Origin of the sequence: Paenibacillus silagei (assembly GCF_017874735.1) — a bacterium.
Lineage (GTDB): Bacteria > Bacillota > Bacilli > Paenibacillales > Paenibacillaceae > Paenibacillus_AQ > Paenibacillus_AQ silagei.
The window spans coordinates 54279-71945 of the sequence record NZ_JAGGLV010000026.1; the positions used below are offsets into that span (position 1 = coordinate 54279).

Here is a 17667-nt window from a genome sequence, read left to right on the forward strand (position 1 = left end):
GGGATGTCCTATATACTGGTGAAAAGAAACCGCGATCTAACCGGAAGTTATTCTTTCTATTGCCTCCTTCTTCCCCTGCTTTCTAGGACTCGCTAACGTATACTCTCTTACATGCCTGCAAGAAGCCATATTCCGCATAAGGATAAGTTTCGCATGCACCAAAGCTACACCCATGAGATTTGCAAAAGTTCTGTGCGGGGAGAGGATGACAGTGGCAGTTTTTTCGGAAAACAAAAGTACACGCAGACTGATTATATTATTCACATCCATCACCGTTCTTCTGGTTGGGATCAGTGTGGCCTCCCTGCTGTTTCTGAATCATACGATGAACAAATTATCCGATTCGCTGTACAGTGACGTCTACCAGAATTCCGAGCTCATTCTGAACGCCGACCGCGATCTCTATCAGGCAGCCCTTGCGCTTCAGACCACAGTCGGCGGGGCGCTGACCAGCGCGCAGCGCAGTACGCTGTCGCAGGAATTCGAGGACAATAATGCCCAGGCGCTGCAGCGGGTCAATACCGCCCGCTACAATCTGGATGCTGTGAAGAGCCCGTTCAATGGAATGAAGCAGAGCGAGCTGCTGCTGGACGAGCTGAGGAACGAGCTGGATCACTTCGGAACCACGCTTACCGTGTGGAGGGATAACGGCCGGGAGCTGATCTCGCAGCGGGTTCAGAAGAGCTGGAATCCCGCCTCTTATTCTGCCCTCACCATACATACAGAGCTGAATGAGGTACGGGAAAGCTTGAATCAGGCAGAGGACAAGATTGACACCTATGCAAGCCAAGTGATGACAGAGTTCAATAATCTCAAAAGCTCCCTGTTCGCCGTCTACTCTGTATTTCTGTTCCTGCTTGTTATGGTCATCATCTATCTCAGCCGCAGACTGATCTCCCTGCAGAACGAAATGCAGGACGAGCAATCGCTCTACCAGCTGATCGGTGAGACGATGTCCGACTTCATTGTGCTGACAGATCCGAACGGTCTGATCCTGTATGCCTCGCCTTCCCATGCAACTGCACTGGGCTATGTGCCCAGCAAAGGGGCACCGCTCTCCAACTATATCCGTGAAGCCGAAATCTCCTGGGCCAAGCTCAAGAGTGTGGTACAGTCTTCACCGAGAATATCCGAGCTGCGCATGCGTTCGGCCGAAGGGCACTGGGTGTGGCTGGAGACCAAGGTTACCCCTATTGCGGGCAGCCGCAATTTCCCGGCACAGTTCATGCTGGTCTCGCGTGAGATTACCCAGCGCAAGCAATATGAGGAGCGCCTGCACAAGCTGGCCTTCTATGATCATCTGACCGCGATTCCCAACCGTGCCCATTTCAAAATGTACATGGAGAACCTGATCAACCAGCCCGAGGAGCGCCGGCAGGAGATCGCCGTGGCTCTGCTGGACTGCGACCGCTTCAAGCAGCTGAACGATACGCTCGGCCATCTGGCCGGAGATGAATTCCTGCAGCTGCTCTCCCGGGAGCTGCAGCAGACCGTGAAGGGCTCCGGCCAGGCCTTCCGGATCGGCGGAGATGAATTCGCGGTGGTGCTGCACCGGTTCACCAGCCCGCAAATGCTGGACGAGCTGCTGAACCGTCTGCTCCAGCTGTTCAACAAATCCTGGTCCGTCAACCAGGGCTCCAGCTTCCACACCTCTGCCAGCATCGGCGTGGCCCTGTACCCGCAGCACGGCAGCAGCATCAACGAGCTGCTTCGTGCCGCCGATCTTGCGATGTACCGCTCCAAGAACCATGGCGGCAATGAGGCTAATCTGTACAGCGAGCATGTGGATAAGAAGTACAGCGATCAGCGGAACTAGCACCAGCGGAAGCTGACTCCTATACTAAGGCTTCTTTAATAACTCTTAGTCCAAAAAGAGCTGATTGGTTCCATCCCTGGGGGAGGAACTAATCAGCTCTTCTTATGTTCTAGCTGGTCTGCGGCAGCGGATCAGCCAGCTCTGTCCTATGCTCCGGACTACGCTCCCGAACCGTCACCTTGATAACCTGCTCCCCGCTGCCCGAGCAGTCGATGAAGCGGTCAGCGGTGCCGTCTTTCTCCTCCCAATCGTTCAGCCGGAGGATGTAGCCTATCGCGGAGGTCCCCGGCAGCACTTCAATCCGTGCTACGGCATGACCTTCCTCCATGTGCTGGAAGTCCCGTTGCCCATCCTGAATGCCTGTACCCCACACCCAGAGATTCCAGCCCCGGTAATCGCCGTCCGGGCGGTCATAATGAACTTCCACAATCTTCGATCTCGGCTCAGGCTCTCCGTATTTATCATAGAGTACCATCATCGACAGTCCGGCAACCTCAACACTGCCGTTCTCCGTTTGCCGGAAGGCCTCCGGTCCGGCATGGGTATGATCGATTACGATGTTCCAGCAGCCGGAGGTCTCCGGGAGGCACTGGGTGACCGGCTCCATATTGGCATTATAGATCACCACGATATTATTCCATGGATCTCCGCCGGCGTGATCCTTCAGTCTGTAGGCAACGATTCCGCTGTCACAGCGCAGGAACTCCAGACTGCGTTCAATCTCCTGGCGTCCGTGCAGGCGGAAGGCCGGATGTGTCCGGCGCAGCTCAATCAGACCTTTGTAATATTGAAATACTGCAATGAATTTGCTTTTGTTCTCCCAGCGGATCGCATTGATACAGTCCGGGCTGCGGTAGCTGTTATGATCTCCGTATTTGCTGCGCAGCAGCTCATCCCCGGCATGAAGGAACGGAATTCCCTGCGAGGTCAGAATGATTCCATTAGCCAGCAACGAACGGCGTACTGTCTCATTATCCAGCACATTCTCGGGATCTACTCCCACATACGGATTCGCCTGCTCTAGTGCGGCCTTGAGATCCCCGCCGCCCCGCAGCTTGCCGCCCTCAAGCTCCGGCAGTCCGGCTTCCCCGCGAAGTCCCCGGGTCGCCAGAATTTTGTCCCACAGGTTGAGATTATCATGTGCGGTTACATAGTTCACAGTCTCTGTAGGCGCATCGGTGAATTCATGAATCGCCCCGCTCACTCCGGACGCGATCGCACCTTCCTTGCCGTATTCCCCGGTCACGAAGCCTTTGCCCCAGCCGTCGCTGTCTCCCTTGATGGCTGCGCGGAAGTTGTCGTTGAAGACGGCGTAGCCTTTGCCGCGCTGCACGCCCTTCAGCGTCTTGGAGGCAAGCGGCGAGTCGCCGCCAGTCCACGGTTCACCATAGATCAGCAGCCCCGGATTAATCTCCAGCCGCAGCTCCTCGGTAATCTCTCGCATGGTCACGCTGTCCATCAGCCCCATCAGATCGAAGCGGAACCCGTCAATATGGTACTCCTTAGCCCAGTAGGATAGGGAATCCTTGATATACTTGCGGACCATCGGCCGTTCTGTAGCCAGCTCATTGCCGACGCCCGAGCCGTTAGAGAGCCGGCCGCTCTGATCATGACGGTAGTAATAGTCCGGCACCAGCGGCTGGAAGGGGCCCTTCTGGAAGCCATAGGTATGATTGTAGACCACATCCATAATCACCGAGATGCCGCGGCTGTGCAGCGCCTGGACCAGCTCCTTGAATTCCCGGATACGGGCTAGCGGGTTAGCAGGGTCTGTGCTGTAGGAGCCTTCCGGCACATTATAGTGCTGGGGGTCGTAGCCCCAGTTATAGTCTGTGAAGATGGAGGATGCCGGTTCTTCCCCTGGCTTGCCCAGCTCATCCACCGTCTGATAATCGAACACCGGCAGCAGATGAACATGCGTGATGCCCAGCTCAGCCAGATGATCAATGCCCAGCAGATGACCCGCCTCATCCCGCAGGCCGGTCTCGGTGAAGGCCTTGAATTTCCCCTTATACGTCAGACCGGAGCTAGGGTCTGACGAGAAATCGCGGACATGCAGCTCATAGATTACTGCATCTGCCGGATGCGGCAGCACCGGAGAAGCATCGCTCTCCCAGCCGTCCGGGTCTGTCTCGGACAAATCCACAATGGCTGTGCGTGTTCCATTGGCCGATACAGCCGTAGCGTAAGGATCGGCCGCTTCATTAATCGACCCGTCCGCAAATACGGCGCGGTACATATAATATTTCCCCTTGAGGTTACCGGAAACCTGGATCGTCCATACTCCGCCCTCAGCGCGCTCCATACTAAGAATTTTGCCGCTGTCCTTGTAATCCGCGGTCTGCGGGGTCAGCCCGTTTCCGCCTGTTGCATATAATACGAGCGACACTGTGAAGGCTGTTGGCGCCCAGACTTTGAATACACAGTATTCCGCTGTGTAGGTCAAGCCGAGGTCATTGCCTTGATAGGTATCGATTTCTTGTTCTGCTTGTATATAATTGCTGCTCATTGCTATTCACCATCCCTACGCTCATCCGTAATACTCCCGGAGAACTATCATTCTATTACTATCAAGCTATGTCCACATTCTCCTTAACTAATACTTTGTACTTGCACAGCTCTGCAAGCGGATGACGCCGGAATTGCTACATAGGGTTCATTATATAATATGTAACACTATGTTCACAGGTCTGGGTTAAGGGTTGAATTGTGTCACCGGATATATCCTATATCGGCATGGATCGCCGGGGAATTAAGCTAATGAAGTTCCAAAACATCATGACCGCTTCCGCAGCACCCTGCCATATAACGCAATCACAGGTAGCAGCAGGAAGCCCGCCGACAGCAGCGAAGCTCTGATAGAGATCCGGCTGCCGATATATCCTACAACCGGACCGCCTGCACTCTGACCCAGGGCATCGGACTGGCTGATCATCGACAAGAGTGTAGCCCGGTTCCGGGATGGCAGCTTTGTGTTCAGCCAGGTGGTATAGATCGGGTCGCTGACCGAAGCGACCACCCCCAGGAGCAGTACCGCCCCGATAGCCCAGTAGAAATTAGGCGCAAGTGCCACCAATATAATGCAGCAGGCACGTACGGAGGTCAGGAGGAACAAGGCGGCCGCTACTTGACGTTCCTTTTGCAAATCAATGATTGTCCCGGCCATATAGACAGCCAGCACACTCAGCAGAGTCGTCGCCGCACTGATCAGCCCGAAGCCGGCCGCCATCGAGACTCCAATCTCCGGGAACCCGACTTCGTTCATAAGAAAGACTGGCCATAGGCGATCATATCCTTCAGACGCAGCACCGCTGAATAAAGTTACAACCGTCAGCAGCAGGAGCAGCGGATGATGCCTCAGGATAGAGATGCCGCTGACCCAGGTCTTGCCCAGCTCACGGATAGCGGAGGAATGCGGCGCACGCTCCCGGCGTATGAACCCCGTCTCCTTCATGTGCCGGATCAATATGAACCCCAGGACGAAATAGATGACTCCACCCGCCAGAAAAGGGAGATTAGACGCAACCTGGGATAATCCTACGCTGACCGCAATGCCTAGCAGAGAGGCGCTTAAAGAGAAGATTTTGGAGCGCATAAAGATTCTTCCAGCCTGCTCTTCCTCAAGTTCATCCATGATCCATGCGGTATCCGCTCCGCTCAGGAAGGTCCAGCCGATCCCGTACAGCATCTGGGAGATCAGCAGCCAGCCGAAGGCAGGCAACAGGGAAGCCGGATGCATGATCCAGACAATACTCCCTTCGAGGACAAAGGCACTCCCCAGAACGAACACGGCAATAATGACGGACAGTCTGCGGCTATAGGTATCAGCGACCACTCCGGTGATTCCCTCGAACACAAGCACCGTTATCTCCAGCACCGTTCCAATCAGCACAAGCTGAAGCGGATTCAGTTTAAGGTCAACTACATAATAAATACTGTAGGTTGTGAATATCGTACTGGCGGCAAGCGACAACATAAACACATGGATCAAATAAATCTGTGAAGCACTGAATCTCTGCACAATGGTTCCACCCTCCGAAAGTAATGGACACATTATATAAAATAACGCCCGGGCGGGCGGTTCCAGATTTGCTGAAATTCAAATAACCGCAAAAAAAAGCCCCCTGTAAAGGGGGCCGGAAAGTAGTTGGAGTTATAAACCAATGCTTGAGTAAAGAATTAATTCACGCGGGACTGCACCAGTGCGGCTACTTCCTCGGCCGTGCCGAGCTGCAGGGCCTGGGCAGCCATTTCCTTCATATCGGCCGCAGACAGCTTCGAGATCTGGCTGCGTGCTGGCAGGATGGAGGTAGCGCTCATGCTGAATTCATCGAGGCCAAGACCGAGCAGCAGAGGAATAGCTGTGGCATCCCCCGCCATTTCTCCGCACATCCCTGTCCACTTGCCTTCGGCGTGTGCAGCATCAATGACGATTTTGACCAGTCGCAGAATTGCCGGGTTGTACGGCTGATACAGGTAGGCTACCTGTTCATTCATACGGTCCGCAGCCATTGTATATTGGATAAGATCGTTGGTTCCGATACTGAAGAAATCCACTTCCTTGGCGAACTGATCCGCCAGTACAGCCGTCGAAGGAATCTCTACCATGATGCCCAGCTGGATGCTGTCGGACACTTCTTTGCCTTCTTCACGCAGCTTGGTCTTCTCTTCCAGCAGCAGATCACGGGCTGCACGGAATTCACCAAGGGTAGCGATCATCGGGAACATAATGCGCAGGTCGCCGTGGGCGCTTGCTCTGAGCAAGGCGCGCAGCTGGGTGCGGAAGATATCCTGACGGTCCAGACAGAGACGGATCGCACGGTAGCCGAGGAACGGGTTCATTTCCTTCGGCAGCTCCAGATAAGGCAGCTCCTTGTCTCCGCCGATATCCAGCGTACGCACTACAACCGGCTTGCCTTGCATATTCTCAAGCACCGTCTTGTAGGCATTATACTGGATCTCTTCGGAAGGCAGCTTGTCGCGGCCCATATAGAGGAACTCGGTGCGGTACAGACCTACACCTTCGCCGCCGTTCTCAATAACGCCAGTCACATCATTCGGAGTCCCGATGTTGGCTGCCAGCTCTACATGCTTGCCGTCGGCAGATACCGTTGGCTCGTCGCGGAGCTTTTTCCATTCAGCAATCTGAAGATTGTAAGCTTCCTGCTTCGCTGTATACTCGGCTACCTCAGCTTCGGAAGGGTTAATCAGCACATCGCCGCTCAGACCATCCACGATAACCAGATCGCCTGCTTTGACCAGGGACATCACGTTCTTCGTGCCCACAACCGCCGGAATCTCCAGGGAACGGGCCATAATGGCCGAATGGGATGTCCGTCCGCCGATATTGGTGGTGAAGCCTTTGACGAAATTGCGGTTAAGCTGTGCTGTATCCGATGGGGTCAGATCCAGGGCAATAACGATAACCTCTTCACTGATCTCAGCCGGGCTCACATAGTGAATGCCAAGCAGGTGGTTCAGCACACGTTTGGTTACGTCACGCATATCTGCTGCACGTTCCTGCAGGTAAGCGCTCTTCATGTTCTGGAACATTTCCACGAATTGATTAGCTACTTCATTCAGTGCGTAGTCCGCATTTACCGATTCCTCACGGATTTTGTCCATTACAGGGGTAATGAGCTCAGGATCATCAAGGATCAGCAGATGTGATTCGAAAATCTCCGCCTTCTTCTCGCCAAGCTCAGCCAGGGTACGCTCTTTGATGGTCTGAAGTTCGCCTCTGGATTTGTCCAGGGCGTCATTCAGCTTCGCAAGCTCAGCGTCCACATCCGTGACCGCTGTTTTGGTAATGGTATAGTCCGGGTGTTCCAGGATAAAGGCACGGGCTACTGCAATACCTGCGGAAGCCGCGATTCCTGAAATTTTATTCATGAACTTCTCCCAGCCCTTCTTTAACCATAACCTCCTGCAACGCGTTCAGTGCTTCTGCTTCTTCACTGCCTTCAGTAATAAGAGTCAGGGTATCTCCTGCTTCAAGGCCCAGGGAGAGAACGCCCAGGATGGATTTAAGGGTAACTTTTTTGCCTTTAGCTTCTGCAAAAGCTTCAGTGCCTTTGAATTTTGTAGCTGTATTTACCAGCGCTGTTGCCGGGCGTGCGTGAATTCCGTCTTCGTCAATAATTCTGAAAGTTGTTTGCATAATATAATCCAACTCGCTTTCTGTTAATTTGGGATGGTGAATTATAGTGAAGGCTTGCGCTCCCCTTCATTATAATGGAAGCGCTTCGCCATTGCACATTTTACTGAATGGTGATGATATCCTTGTCGCCGATGACGACTCTGCCCGGCTTATTCAAGGTAACGGAGGAGCCTTCCGGCAGGTTGGAGAAGATGACCGGAGAGATGACAGAAGGTGCATTCGCCTTCACATACTCCATATCCACTTCCATAATCGGCTGTCCGGCAGCTACCAGATCGCCTTCCTCCACCAGAACCGTGAAGCCCTGGCCCTTAAGCTTAACGGTGTTGACCCCGATATGCACAAGGACTTCCTTGCCGCCGTCTGACATGATGCCAATGGCGTGCTTACTAGGGAACACGTTGAATACCTTGCCGTATACCGGCGAAGCAATCTTGCCGTCTTCGGACAGGAAGGCGAAGCCGTCACCGGTCATTTTCTGCGAGAAGACCGCATCAGGAACCTCTGTAATATCCATCAGCTGGCCGTTTACCGGAGATACGATATCCTCAGGGATAATAGCGTCTCCCTGCTCGCCGGCCTGTTGTTCAAGCTCCGGCTTCGGAGCAGCAGGGGCTGCAGCCGGTGTTCTGCCGTTCATCACATCCTGAATCTGTGACTTGATCGTGTCCGAACGTGTGCCGAAGATCGCTTGTACGTTGTTACCCACTTCAAGAACACCAGACGCACCCAGCTTCTTCAGCCGGTTCTTGTCTACGCCCGCTTTGTCCTTCACTTCGACCCGCAGGCGCGTAATGCAGGCATCCAGATGGGTGATGTTCTCTTTGCCGCCCAGGGCGGACAGAATGTTGCGCGGCAGATCGTCGCCTGTCTTGGACACACTCTCCAAGCTTACCTCATCCTCATCCTCGGAGGCATCCTCACGGCCGGGAGTCTTCAGGTTGAACTTACGGATGACGAAGCGGAACCCGAAGTAATAGATCACGGCCAGTACCAGACCTACCGGGATAACCAGCCACCAGGCGGTACGGTTCGGAATGACGCCGAACAGCACATAGTCGATGAACCCGCCGGAGAAGGTCATGCCGATTTTGACATTCAAGAGGTGCATGGTCATGAAGGACAAGCCTGCGAATACAGCATGGACGGCGAACAGCAGCGGAGCCACGAACAGGAAGGAGAATTCCAGCGGCTCGGTGATCCCCGTCAGGAACGAGGTTAACGCAGCGGAAACCATCAAGCTTCCGACAATCCGTCTGTTCTCAGGCTTCGACTCATGGTAGATCGCAAGAGCCGCTGCCGGAAGACCGAACATCATGAACGGATATTTACCGGTTGTAAATGTACCCGCTGTGAACTCCACACCGTCACGAAGCTGCTGCATGAAGATTCGCTGGTCACCTCGGACCAGATCGCCTGCCTTGTCAATATAGCTTCCGAATTCATACCAGAACGGTGAATAGAAGATATGGTGCAGGCCGAACGGAATCAGGGAGCGCTCGATGACCCCGAAGATAAAGGCCGACAGCGTCAGGTTGGTATTAATCATACTCTGTGACACATAGTTCAGACCGTGCTGGATCGGCGGCCACACAATCGTGAGCGCAAGACCGAGCATCAGGGAGGTCACTGCCGTCATAATCGGTACGAAACGTTTACCCGCGAAGAAGCCCAGATACGACGGCAATTCTATACGGAAGAACCTTTTGTACATGGATGCGGCCAATATCCCGACCAGGATACCACCGAAGACCCCGGTTTGCAAGGTGGGAATCCCCAGCACACTGGAATACGAGAAATCCTTCCAGGTCAGCACGTAAGCATTGACACCGACTACCGTACCCATGGTTACGTTCATCACCAGGAAGCCGATAATCGCTGCCAGCCCGGCTACGCCTTCACCTCCGGCCAGCCCGATAGCTACGCCGACTGCAAAGAGCAGGGACAGGTTATCGAATACGATTTGCCCGGAGTTCATTAGTACCGTGGCAATGGCCTGTACGATATTATTCTCCAGTGCAGGCACGTATTGCAGGAAGTCCGGATTCACCAGCATGTTCCCGATTCCAAGCAGCAGGCCCGCTGCAGGCAGAATGGCAACAGGAAGCATTAGCGCTTTACCGACTCTCTGCAGAACGCCAAATAATTTTTTAAACATTCAAGGTCACTTCCTAATCCTTAATTTCTGTCAACAGAAGCCAAAAAAGGCATGAGCAATACAGCACATGGATTGCCACACTAACGCTAACGTTAGAGTACCCCAAGTTGGGGCAGGACAACCATAATACTGTAAATCACTCATGCCTGATCGTATCAGTTACACGTTGGTATTCTGCTTCTGTTTCATAACAGGGATCATTGTAGCACCATTGATTTGAAGTTGCAAGCCCCAAAATCGCCTAAAGCCGGTCTACTCCTCCAGCTCCGGCTCATCTTCCTTCTTCTGGGCAATACGCTGCAGATGAATCGTCAGATAGCTGACCTCGGCCGGATATACCGGAATGCGCACCCGCTGCTCAATCACCTTCGTCAGCTTCCATGCAAGCATGTACATCTCGGGATACTCCCGCTTCATTAGTCCATCCAGGGACGAGGTCTCGCGCACAGTCTCTCCCCGGCGCAGACGCTCCAGAACGAACCGTAAATGGGTCACCAGCCTTGAATAGTCCAGAGAATCCCGCGGAATGCGGTATTCCAGGCTATCCTCCACCAGTCCCACCATGTCCCCGATGAGCTCGGAATGCTGCTTCACCTCAGAGATATGGCGGTTGCTAAGCGCACTGACAATATGCAAGGCCACGAAGCCGATCTCATCCGGCGGCAGCGTCACCTTCATCGCCTCATTGATCCGCTCCACCGCATATTCCGCCAGACTGTATTCCTCCGGATAAATCTCCCGGGTCTCGTATAGAAACGGATTATGAATAGCCATATGCTGCTCGCTTCTGCGGATCGCGAAGGAAATATGGTCGGTAAGGGCAATATGGATATGCTCATTCAGCGTCTGGCGGCTGCTCTGCATAATATGCAGCACAATCTCCTGGACCACCTCAATCAGCTTCTCATCTACCTGCGGCACCAGCTGCTTGTATTGCTCCTGCTCTTCCTGGCTGCGCAGAATGAACATCTTCTCTACGGAGGACAGATTGATCCGGTCCCTCGTTTTACGGTTGAAGCCGATCCCCTTGCCAATCACCACAACCTCGGCATATTGGGGATGCTCGGCAATGATAACGTTATTATTAAGCACCTTGCCCACGGTAATGCTGCTCACTTGCGACACCTCTTTTACTTCTGAATCCTGATCTATTCCAGCAGCACGATACATGTTTCAACGTGTGATTCGTTACCTTAAGCTCCTATCATAACATCAAGAATCCCAAATTAGAAGGGTGCCGCAAACCGCCCGAGGGCTCCATTCATTTCACCCGAAACGTCCGGCCTGAGAACCTGTATACCATGATAAGCGCAGCCAGCATATACACCACAGCAGAAAGCACTACGATCACGGCAAACATTCCAGGCTCACTCTTGAACTGCATCGCGATGAATCCGACCCCCAGCACCACACTGTTCACAATCGTAAAGAACGGATTCTTCACATTCAGCTCCGTGCTGTAGGGCTGGAAGATATAGTACATGAACAGATGATGCACCGAGAAGAACAGGGACAGTGCTACAATCGTCACGCAAAAGAGTACGGCATCCCCCGCGCCCCAACTCTCCGCTGACAGCACCAATAGCAGGTTCACCGCCAGGCAGATCGCGGCAGCCGGGATCAGATTAAGCAAGCTGATACGCAGCAGCCGGATACGGAAGTTGCTTAGAATCGCCGATTGTTCACGGTAGAATCCGTAGCGCAGCAGGCTGAGATCACAGTTATAGAACATCGCCTTGCAGAGGCGTTCGCCAATGGACGTGTAGTTCATAATGATCAGGAAGGTCGGCAACGCGGTAATCAGATAATGAGTCAGTTTGGTAAAAGCGGATTGCGACAACAGCATCGTCAGCAAAGCAGCGGCAAAGAGCGATCCAATAATAACCAGCCGCCGTTGAATCGGACTGGTGATCAGCCGCCGGTGACGTGAGAAAAAGATTGCATTCAGGTAAGCGTACCCGCTTTTCCCCTCGAACTTCTCTTGATTCTGTTGTTCCGCCGAGTAGTGCTGATCTTGGGTGGCCACATCCTTCACCCGCGCTTCTTTCATCATCCGTCCCATATCGAGCAGCGGATCATCGATTTTGGTGACGGCATCGACGGCATTCGTATAGTCCTTATAACGGGCGATATAGACCGCACTTAAGGTTCCCAGCACCAGCACGCCAAGCACCACAGGCAGATTGAACAGCATTCCGCTCTCTACTACCGCATATCCGGGGAGCAGCGGAAGATAGGCCAGCAGATAGCCAGCGCCGATGGCGGTCCAGATCCAGCTTGTTTTTTTGACAATAACCATGCCGTAGCGGTCAAACACCCACAGATGCAGCGCCTCGCAAGCCGTACGCCAGAACGTAAGCAGCAGCGTAAGAACCGCCCCATGCCACAGCGGAGCACCGAGAAGACTCCCGAAGACCAGCATAGCCGGAATAAAAGTAACCAGGAAGCTGATCCCGCGCAAGGTCAGTGTGGTCCGCATATACCGCTCTGCCGGCAGCCTCATCAGCTTCACGAATATGTATTTATCCCGCTTCGGCTCCAGAATAACCGCGCTGGAAACCCCGGCCGTAAGGAAGCTTATACACAGCAGCATCTGCAAATAGAGCTGGTACTGAACAGAAAGGGATAAGCTGATATCATTACCGATGAACTTCACCGGCAGATAGATCATGATCCCAAGATAAGCGAACTTCGTCACAAAGGCCATAAGTACCTTGAGGATATGCACGATAACAGATAAGGTCCGCTTCAGCGTGGTTTCGGAGTAGACCGAGGCCGGGATCAGCTTACCCAGCACCGGGAGCTTACGGATATAGAACATCAGCCGGTTAGCGCCGGACATCCCCCGCACTTCCAGAATCGCCTTCAGCGTCCTAATCATGATCCTCATCCTTCAGCAGGGCAATAATCTGCTCTTCAAATTCCGGACTGTGCAGGGTCTCCGCCGGAATCTCCCGCAGTGTACCGTTATTCAGAATAACCAGCTCATCGCAGAGATCGGCGGCCAGCTGCAGAATATGAGTGGAGAAAATAATGATATGATCCTGCTTCATCTCCCGCAGCAGCTTCTTGATCTCCAGTGCCACTACCACATCGAACGAGGTTAACGGCTCATCCAGCAGGATCAGCGGCGGACGTGAGATGATAAAGCACAGCATCTGAATTTTGTTCTTCATCCCGTGGGAATAGCCTTTGATCAGACGGTGCCTGTCCGCCTCCTCGAAACGGATGATATCGAAATATTCCTCGATGGTCCGGTCCGCTTGTATCTTCCCCTTATTGATGTCCATGTAGAACTTCACAAACTCATAACCGGTCAGGAAGTCAGGCAGAATCGGCAAGGAGAAGACGTAGCCGATCTCCTCCTCAAGCAGCGGAAGACTCACCTCATCTCTCCGCAGAAAAGCCCCCCCGCTATCCATTTGGATCTCCCCGCTCAGGCAGTTGAACAACGAGGTCTTCCCCGCGCCGTTACGGCCGAGCAAGCCGTATATCTTGCCTTGCTCAAAGGTAAAATCAATCCCCTTAAGCACCTCTCTGCCGTCAAAGCTCTTGCGTATATTATCCAGTATAAGCTCCATGCCTCTGCCTCCGTTTCAGCGCGTATGATAAAGAATCTCTGCTTATATAAGACGCACTTAAGTTTTGAACTTGAAGCTTCATCGTCACTGCGGTGAACATTTGGACTTCCGGCCGCTGTTGTCACCAGATTTCTTGATTTATTCCGCCTTCGCGGGTGAAATCCGGCGACAAAGGCGGTCGCTACCGCTCCTACAGTTCCAAATTTCCCCTCCGCTTCTTTTGCTTTTTGTTATTTTCTTTAGTGCCTCTTATATAATTAAATTCCTTTAAAAAAGGTATGGCTGGCGTTACTGCTGCCTGCCATACCTTGGTGGCTTGCTCTGCTCTTATCCTTCAGGGTGTTCTGAAGGTTCCACCGGTTGTGCCGGAGTGACCGGAGCAGCCGGGGCCGGTCTGGTGACGACAGAGGTTATGGGCGCCGCTGTATGTCTCACCACGTCCTTAGGCTCCGTCTTGCCCTTAGTCAGCCCTTTGATCAGCGCCTCGACATCAATGCCGGACACGCTTTTGAGCATCTCAGGGGCTGTGGACATCAGTTGGGTCACATAATTACTCACACGCGCAGCTCCTTCACCGTTGCCGGTATCCACCACAGTCAGCTTATCGATAGACGCCAGCGGCTCGGCAATCTTCCCGGCCAGCTCAGGCAGCATTTTGACGATAATATCGAGAACCGCCGCTTCGCCGAATTTCTGGAAGGCTTCTGCCAGCTTCTCCTTGGCTTCCGCTTCCGCCAGACCGCGCAGACGGATAACTTCAGACTCTGCTTTACCTTTGGCCAGCTCTGCATCCGCAATCGCCTGACCTTCCAGACGTTTCTGCTCGGACGTAGCCTGAGCCTGCTTCTCGATACTATACTGCAGGGCGTCGGCTTCACGCATGCGCTTGGCCTTGTCAGCTTCTGCCGCCTGCTCGACCGCATAACGGTCTGCTTCCGCTTTCTTCTTCACTTCAGCATCATACTGCTTCTCACGCACCTGGATTTCCTTCGCCTGAATATCGATTTCGCGTTCCTTGCGGACCAGCTCAACCTTCATCTGCTCTTCCACCACGGTCTGCTTGGCACGCGCCTCCTGAATGTGGTACGCCTGGTCGGCTTCCGCTTTGGCAGTATCTTGATCGCGTTTGAACGCTGCAACCTTGAGCTGGTTCTCCTTTGATGCTTCGGCGATGTTGGTATCCCGCAGCAGCTCCGCCTTCTGCCCCTGCTCCTCGGCATTGGCCTTCTGAATCCGCGCGTCACGGACAGCTTCCGCTTCCGCAATCTCCGCATCCCGCTTCACTGCGGCAATCCGCGGTTTACCCAGCGCTTCCAGGTATCCGTGCTTATCGCGTACGTCCTTGATGGTAAATGAGACAATCTGGAGTCCCATCTTCTTGAGGTCACGGGCGGCAACCCCCTGAACCTCCTGGGCGAAGCGGTCCCGGTTGCGGTAGACCTCTTCTACGGTCATCGTACCAAGAATCGCCCGCAGATGTCCTTCCAGCACTTCCTGCGCTTCACTCTTCAGGGATTCAATCGGCTTGCCCATGAACTGCTCGGCTGCCGTTGCCACATCTTCCGTGGAGCTGCCTACCTTGATGATGGCGACCCCGTCGGCAATGACCGGCACGCCTTGCTCCGTATAGACCTCCGGGGTCGTCACATCGAGCTTATGGGAGAGCAGAGACATGAACTCCGCTTTCTGGAAGACAGGCAGAATGAACGCACCGCCGCCGCGGACGATTTTGATTTTGCGGCCGGAGCCGTCATCCGATATATGATTGTTGCCCAGGAAGGAACCGGTGACGATCATGCCTTCATCCGGGCCAACCGTCTTGTAACGCGCCCAGAAGGCGAGTCCGAGGACAAGCAGTACAGCGATTACTATCGCAGGTATAAACAGGGATTCAGGAATATTTTCTAGCATCATAAGTCCACTCCTTTTCTCTCTTCGAATTCAGACACAAGTGCTACACCCTCACGTACCTCAACTACTACAACCTTGATTCCGGCCGGCAGTGCATGCTGCTCGAAGCTGGCCGCCGTATGCAGGCTGTTGCCTGCACCGAACTTCACCATAATCTCACCGTAGCCTGTGCCTGGGACCGGTACGGTAACCTCACCGATTCTCCCCGGCAATTCACTCATGGAGAAGCCGTTTGACATTTCGCTGTTCCTCATTGGCTTCACAACCACCAAATGCATCAATACGCCCATGAATGCCGCAACCAGCAGGGACAAGGCAAGAATCACACCATCTTCCAGCCCGCTGTAGCGGCCCAGCAGCATGCCTGCTCCACCGAATACAGTGATCCCTCCTGCCAATAGGGTAGGATTCAGGAAATCAAAGGATACGATGTCAAAAATCCCGTCCAGAGCGCTCCCGATCAGGTCGCCCAACACTACACTCACTAAGGCAAATAAAATACCCAGCGCCAAACAGCCCAAATACAGCGTTTGCATTATAGTCTCCTCCCGTCGATACTTCCGGACTGTCATACTAGTATAAACGCAACTGTCATGCCCTTGGTTTCACAAAGTTGGGTATTGCTCTCATTAATGTATGCCGGAAGCGGGAAAATTAACAGACCAAAGAAGCCGCCCCCTTAGACGGGAAGCGGCTATACTGTCGATGGCTGACTTACAAAGCCAGCTTATAAATTTCAACTACGTCCTGACGCTCCAGCTTGCGGAAGTTGCCGAACGGACCGAAGCGGACCGCCTTGTCGGCCATGCTGCCGATTTCGCTGTCGTCGATATCGTAATCGCCGAGCGTCTTCGGAGCGCCAATGGAATCCCAGAAGCGGCGGAGCGCTTCAATGCCTTCGAGGCCGGTCTGTTCATCGGTTTTGCCGGAAGGGTCAATGCCGAACACGTTCACAGCCAGCTGGCGGAAGCGGGCAGGATTCGTGCTGAGGTTATATCTCATCCACTGCGGGAAGAGAATTGCCAGGCCGCCGCCGTGGGGAATATCATACACAGCGGATACAGCATGCTCAATGTTGTGCGTAGCCCAGTCACCGGCAAAGCCCATGCTGACCATTCCGTTCAGCGCCATCGTCCCGCAGTACATAATAGTCTCGCGAAGCTCGTAGTTGTTCAGATCCTCAATCAGCTTAGGAGCCGTCTCAATCACGGTACGAAGCAGAGTCTCCAAGAAGCCGTCCTGTAAAGGCGTATTGCTGTCTGTATGGAAATAATGCTCCAGCGTATGGGACATGATGTCCACCATACCGTACACCGTCTGGTCGCGCGGCAGGGAGAAGGTGTTCTCCGGGTCAAGGATCGAGAAGGCCGGATAGGCATGGATGCTGCCCCAGCCCATTTTCTCCTGGGTCACTTCGTTGGTGATGACCGAGCCGTTGTTCATTTCGGAGCCGGTGGCTGCCATTGTCAGCACGGTTCCCAGCGGAAGCGCACCTTGAGGTGCGGCCTTGCGTTCTACGAAGTCCCACATATCCCCTTCATATTTCGCTCCGACGGCCACCGCCTTGGCACAATCGAGCACACTGCCGCCGCCGACGGCAAGAATCAGGTCAATCTGATTCTCACGGCACAACGCTACACCTTTATGTACCGTTGAGAGACGAGGATTCGGCTCCACTCCGGCAAGCTCGGTAACTACGGCTGAAGCCGCAGCCAGCTCGGCAATGACGTTATCGTACAAGCCGCTGCGCTTGATGCTGCCGCCGCCGTACATCAGCAGTACGTTCTTACCGTATTTCGGCACCTCGGTACGGAGTGCCTGCAATGTTCCCTGTCCGAAAATAAGCTTGGTCGGGTTATAAAATTCAAACTTGCGCATATGGGTAAACCTCCATGAGTATGTGAATGTGAAGCACTGTCTATTATAGTCCTCCAGCTTGGCGCATTCAAATCGCTGATTTCTCCACAGCAGGGCACGCAGAAATGCCCCGCCGGTACTCCGGCAGGGCGATAACTTATGAAACGGGCTCAAAACCTATCCA

12 protein-coding genes are annotated in these 17667 nt (G+C 53.7%); 1 reads left to right on the forward strand and 11 read right to left on the reverse strand.

Translation table 11 applies throughout. The features are described 5' to 3' along the window. Nucleotides 1-211: 211 nt before the first annotated feature. A complete protein-coding gene (locus J2Z70_RS33945; RefSeq protein ID WP_209878404.1) occupies nucleotides 212-1816 on the forward strand; it encodes a diguanylate cyclase domain-containing protein in 1605 nt (534 codons plus the stop codon). A 109-nt stretch (nucleotides 1817-1925) separates the two neighbouring features. On the opposite strand, the gene pulA is transcribed toward J2Z70_RS33945, so the two are convergent. The 11 genes from pulA to J2Z70_RS27445 form a co-directional block, all read right to left on the reverse strand. Then, nucleotides 1926-4325 (reverse strand): type I pullulanase, encoded by a 2400-nt coding sequence (gene pulA / locus J2Z70_RS27395; protein ID WP_209878406.1) that lies wholly within the window; start codon nucleotides 4323-4325, stop codon nucleotides 1926-1928. A 267-nt stretch (nucleotides 4326-4592) separates the two neighbouring features. Further along, nucleotides 4593-5837 (reverse strand): MFS transporter, encoded by a 1245-nt coding sequence (locus J2Z70_RS27400; protein ID WP_342593066.1) that lies wholly within the window; start codon nucleotides 5835-5837, stop codon nucleotides 4593-4595. Between the two features lie 158 nt (nucleotides 5838-5995). Beyond that, entirely contained in the window at nucleotides 5996-7708 is a 1713-nt protein-coding gene (ptsP, locus tag J2Z70_RS27405) for a phosphoenolpyruvate--protein phosphotransferase (protein WP_209878410.1), read from the reverse strand. Beyond that, a complete protein-coding gene (locus tag J2Z70_RS27410; RefSeq protein WP_036696683.1) occupies nucleotides 7701-7976 on the reverse strand; it encodes an HPr family phosphocarrier protein in 276 nt (91 codons plus the stop codon). Before J2Z70_RS27410 ends, ptsP begins: the two co-directional genes overlap by 8 nt. Nucleotides 7977-8076: 100 nt before the next feature. After that, the gene (ptsG, locus tag J2Z70_RS27415) at nucleotides 8077-10134 is read right to left on the reverse strand and encodes a glucose-specific PTS transporter subunit IIBC (protein WP_209878412.1); all 2058 of its coding nucleotides are present in this window, start codon (nucleotides 10132-10134) and stop codon (nucleotides 8077-8079) included. 252 nt (nucleotides 10135-10386) lie between these two features. Then, nucleotides 10387-11250, reverse strand: coding sequence for a glucose PTS transporter transcription antiterminator GlcT (glcT, locus tag J2Z70_RS27420; protein WP_036722556.1), 864 nt, complete (start codon nucleotides 11248-11250; stop codon nucleotides 10387-10389). A 145-nt stretch (nucleotides 11251-11395) separates the two neighbouring features. After that, on the reverse strand, nucleotides 11396-13015 hold the full coding sequence (locus J2Z70_RS27425; RefSeq protein ID WP_209878414.1) for a hypothetical protein: 1620 nt from the start codon (nucleotides 13013-13015) through the stop codon (nucleotides 11396-11398). Further along, the gene (locus J2Z70_RS27430; RefSeq protein ID WP_076082681.1) at nucleotides 13008-13715 is read right to left on the reverse strand and encodes an ABC transporter ATP-binding protein; all 708 of its coding nucleotides are present in this window, start codon (nucleotides 13713-13715) and stop codon (nucleotides 13008-13010) included. The genes J2Z70_RS27425 and J2Z70_RS27430 overlap by 8 nt, the downstream gene beginning before the upstream one ends. 327 nt (nucleotides 13716-14042) lie before the next feature. Then, the gene (locus tag J2Z70_RS27435) at nucleotides 14043-15626 is read right to left on the reverse strand and encodes a flotillin lipid rafts scaffold protein FloT (RefSeq protein ID WP_209878459.1); all 1584 of its coding nucleotides are present in this window, start codon (nucleotides 15624-15626) and stop codon (nucleotides 14043-14045) included. Then, complete coding sequence (locus tag J2Z70_RS27440; protein WP_209878416.1) at nucleotides 15626-16162, reverse strand: NfeD family membrane protein; 537 nt, start codon at nucleotides 16160-16162, stop codon at nucleotides 15626-15628. Before J2Z70_RS27440 ends, J2Z70_RS27435 begins: the two co-directional genes overlap by 1 nt. A gap of 178 nt (nucleotides 16163-16340) precedes the next feature. After that, nucleotides 16341-17504, reverse strand: a complete 1164-nt coding sequence (locus tag J2Z70_RS27445; protein WP_209878418.1) for an iron-containing alcohol dehydrogenase — start codon at nucleotides 17502-17504, stop codon at nucleotides 16341-16343. Nucleotides 17505-17667 lie beyond the last annotated feature (163 nt).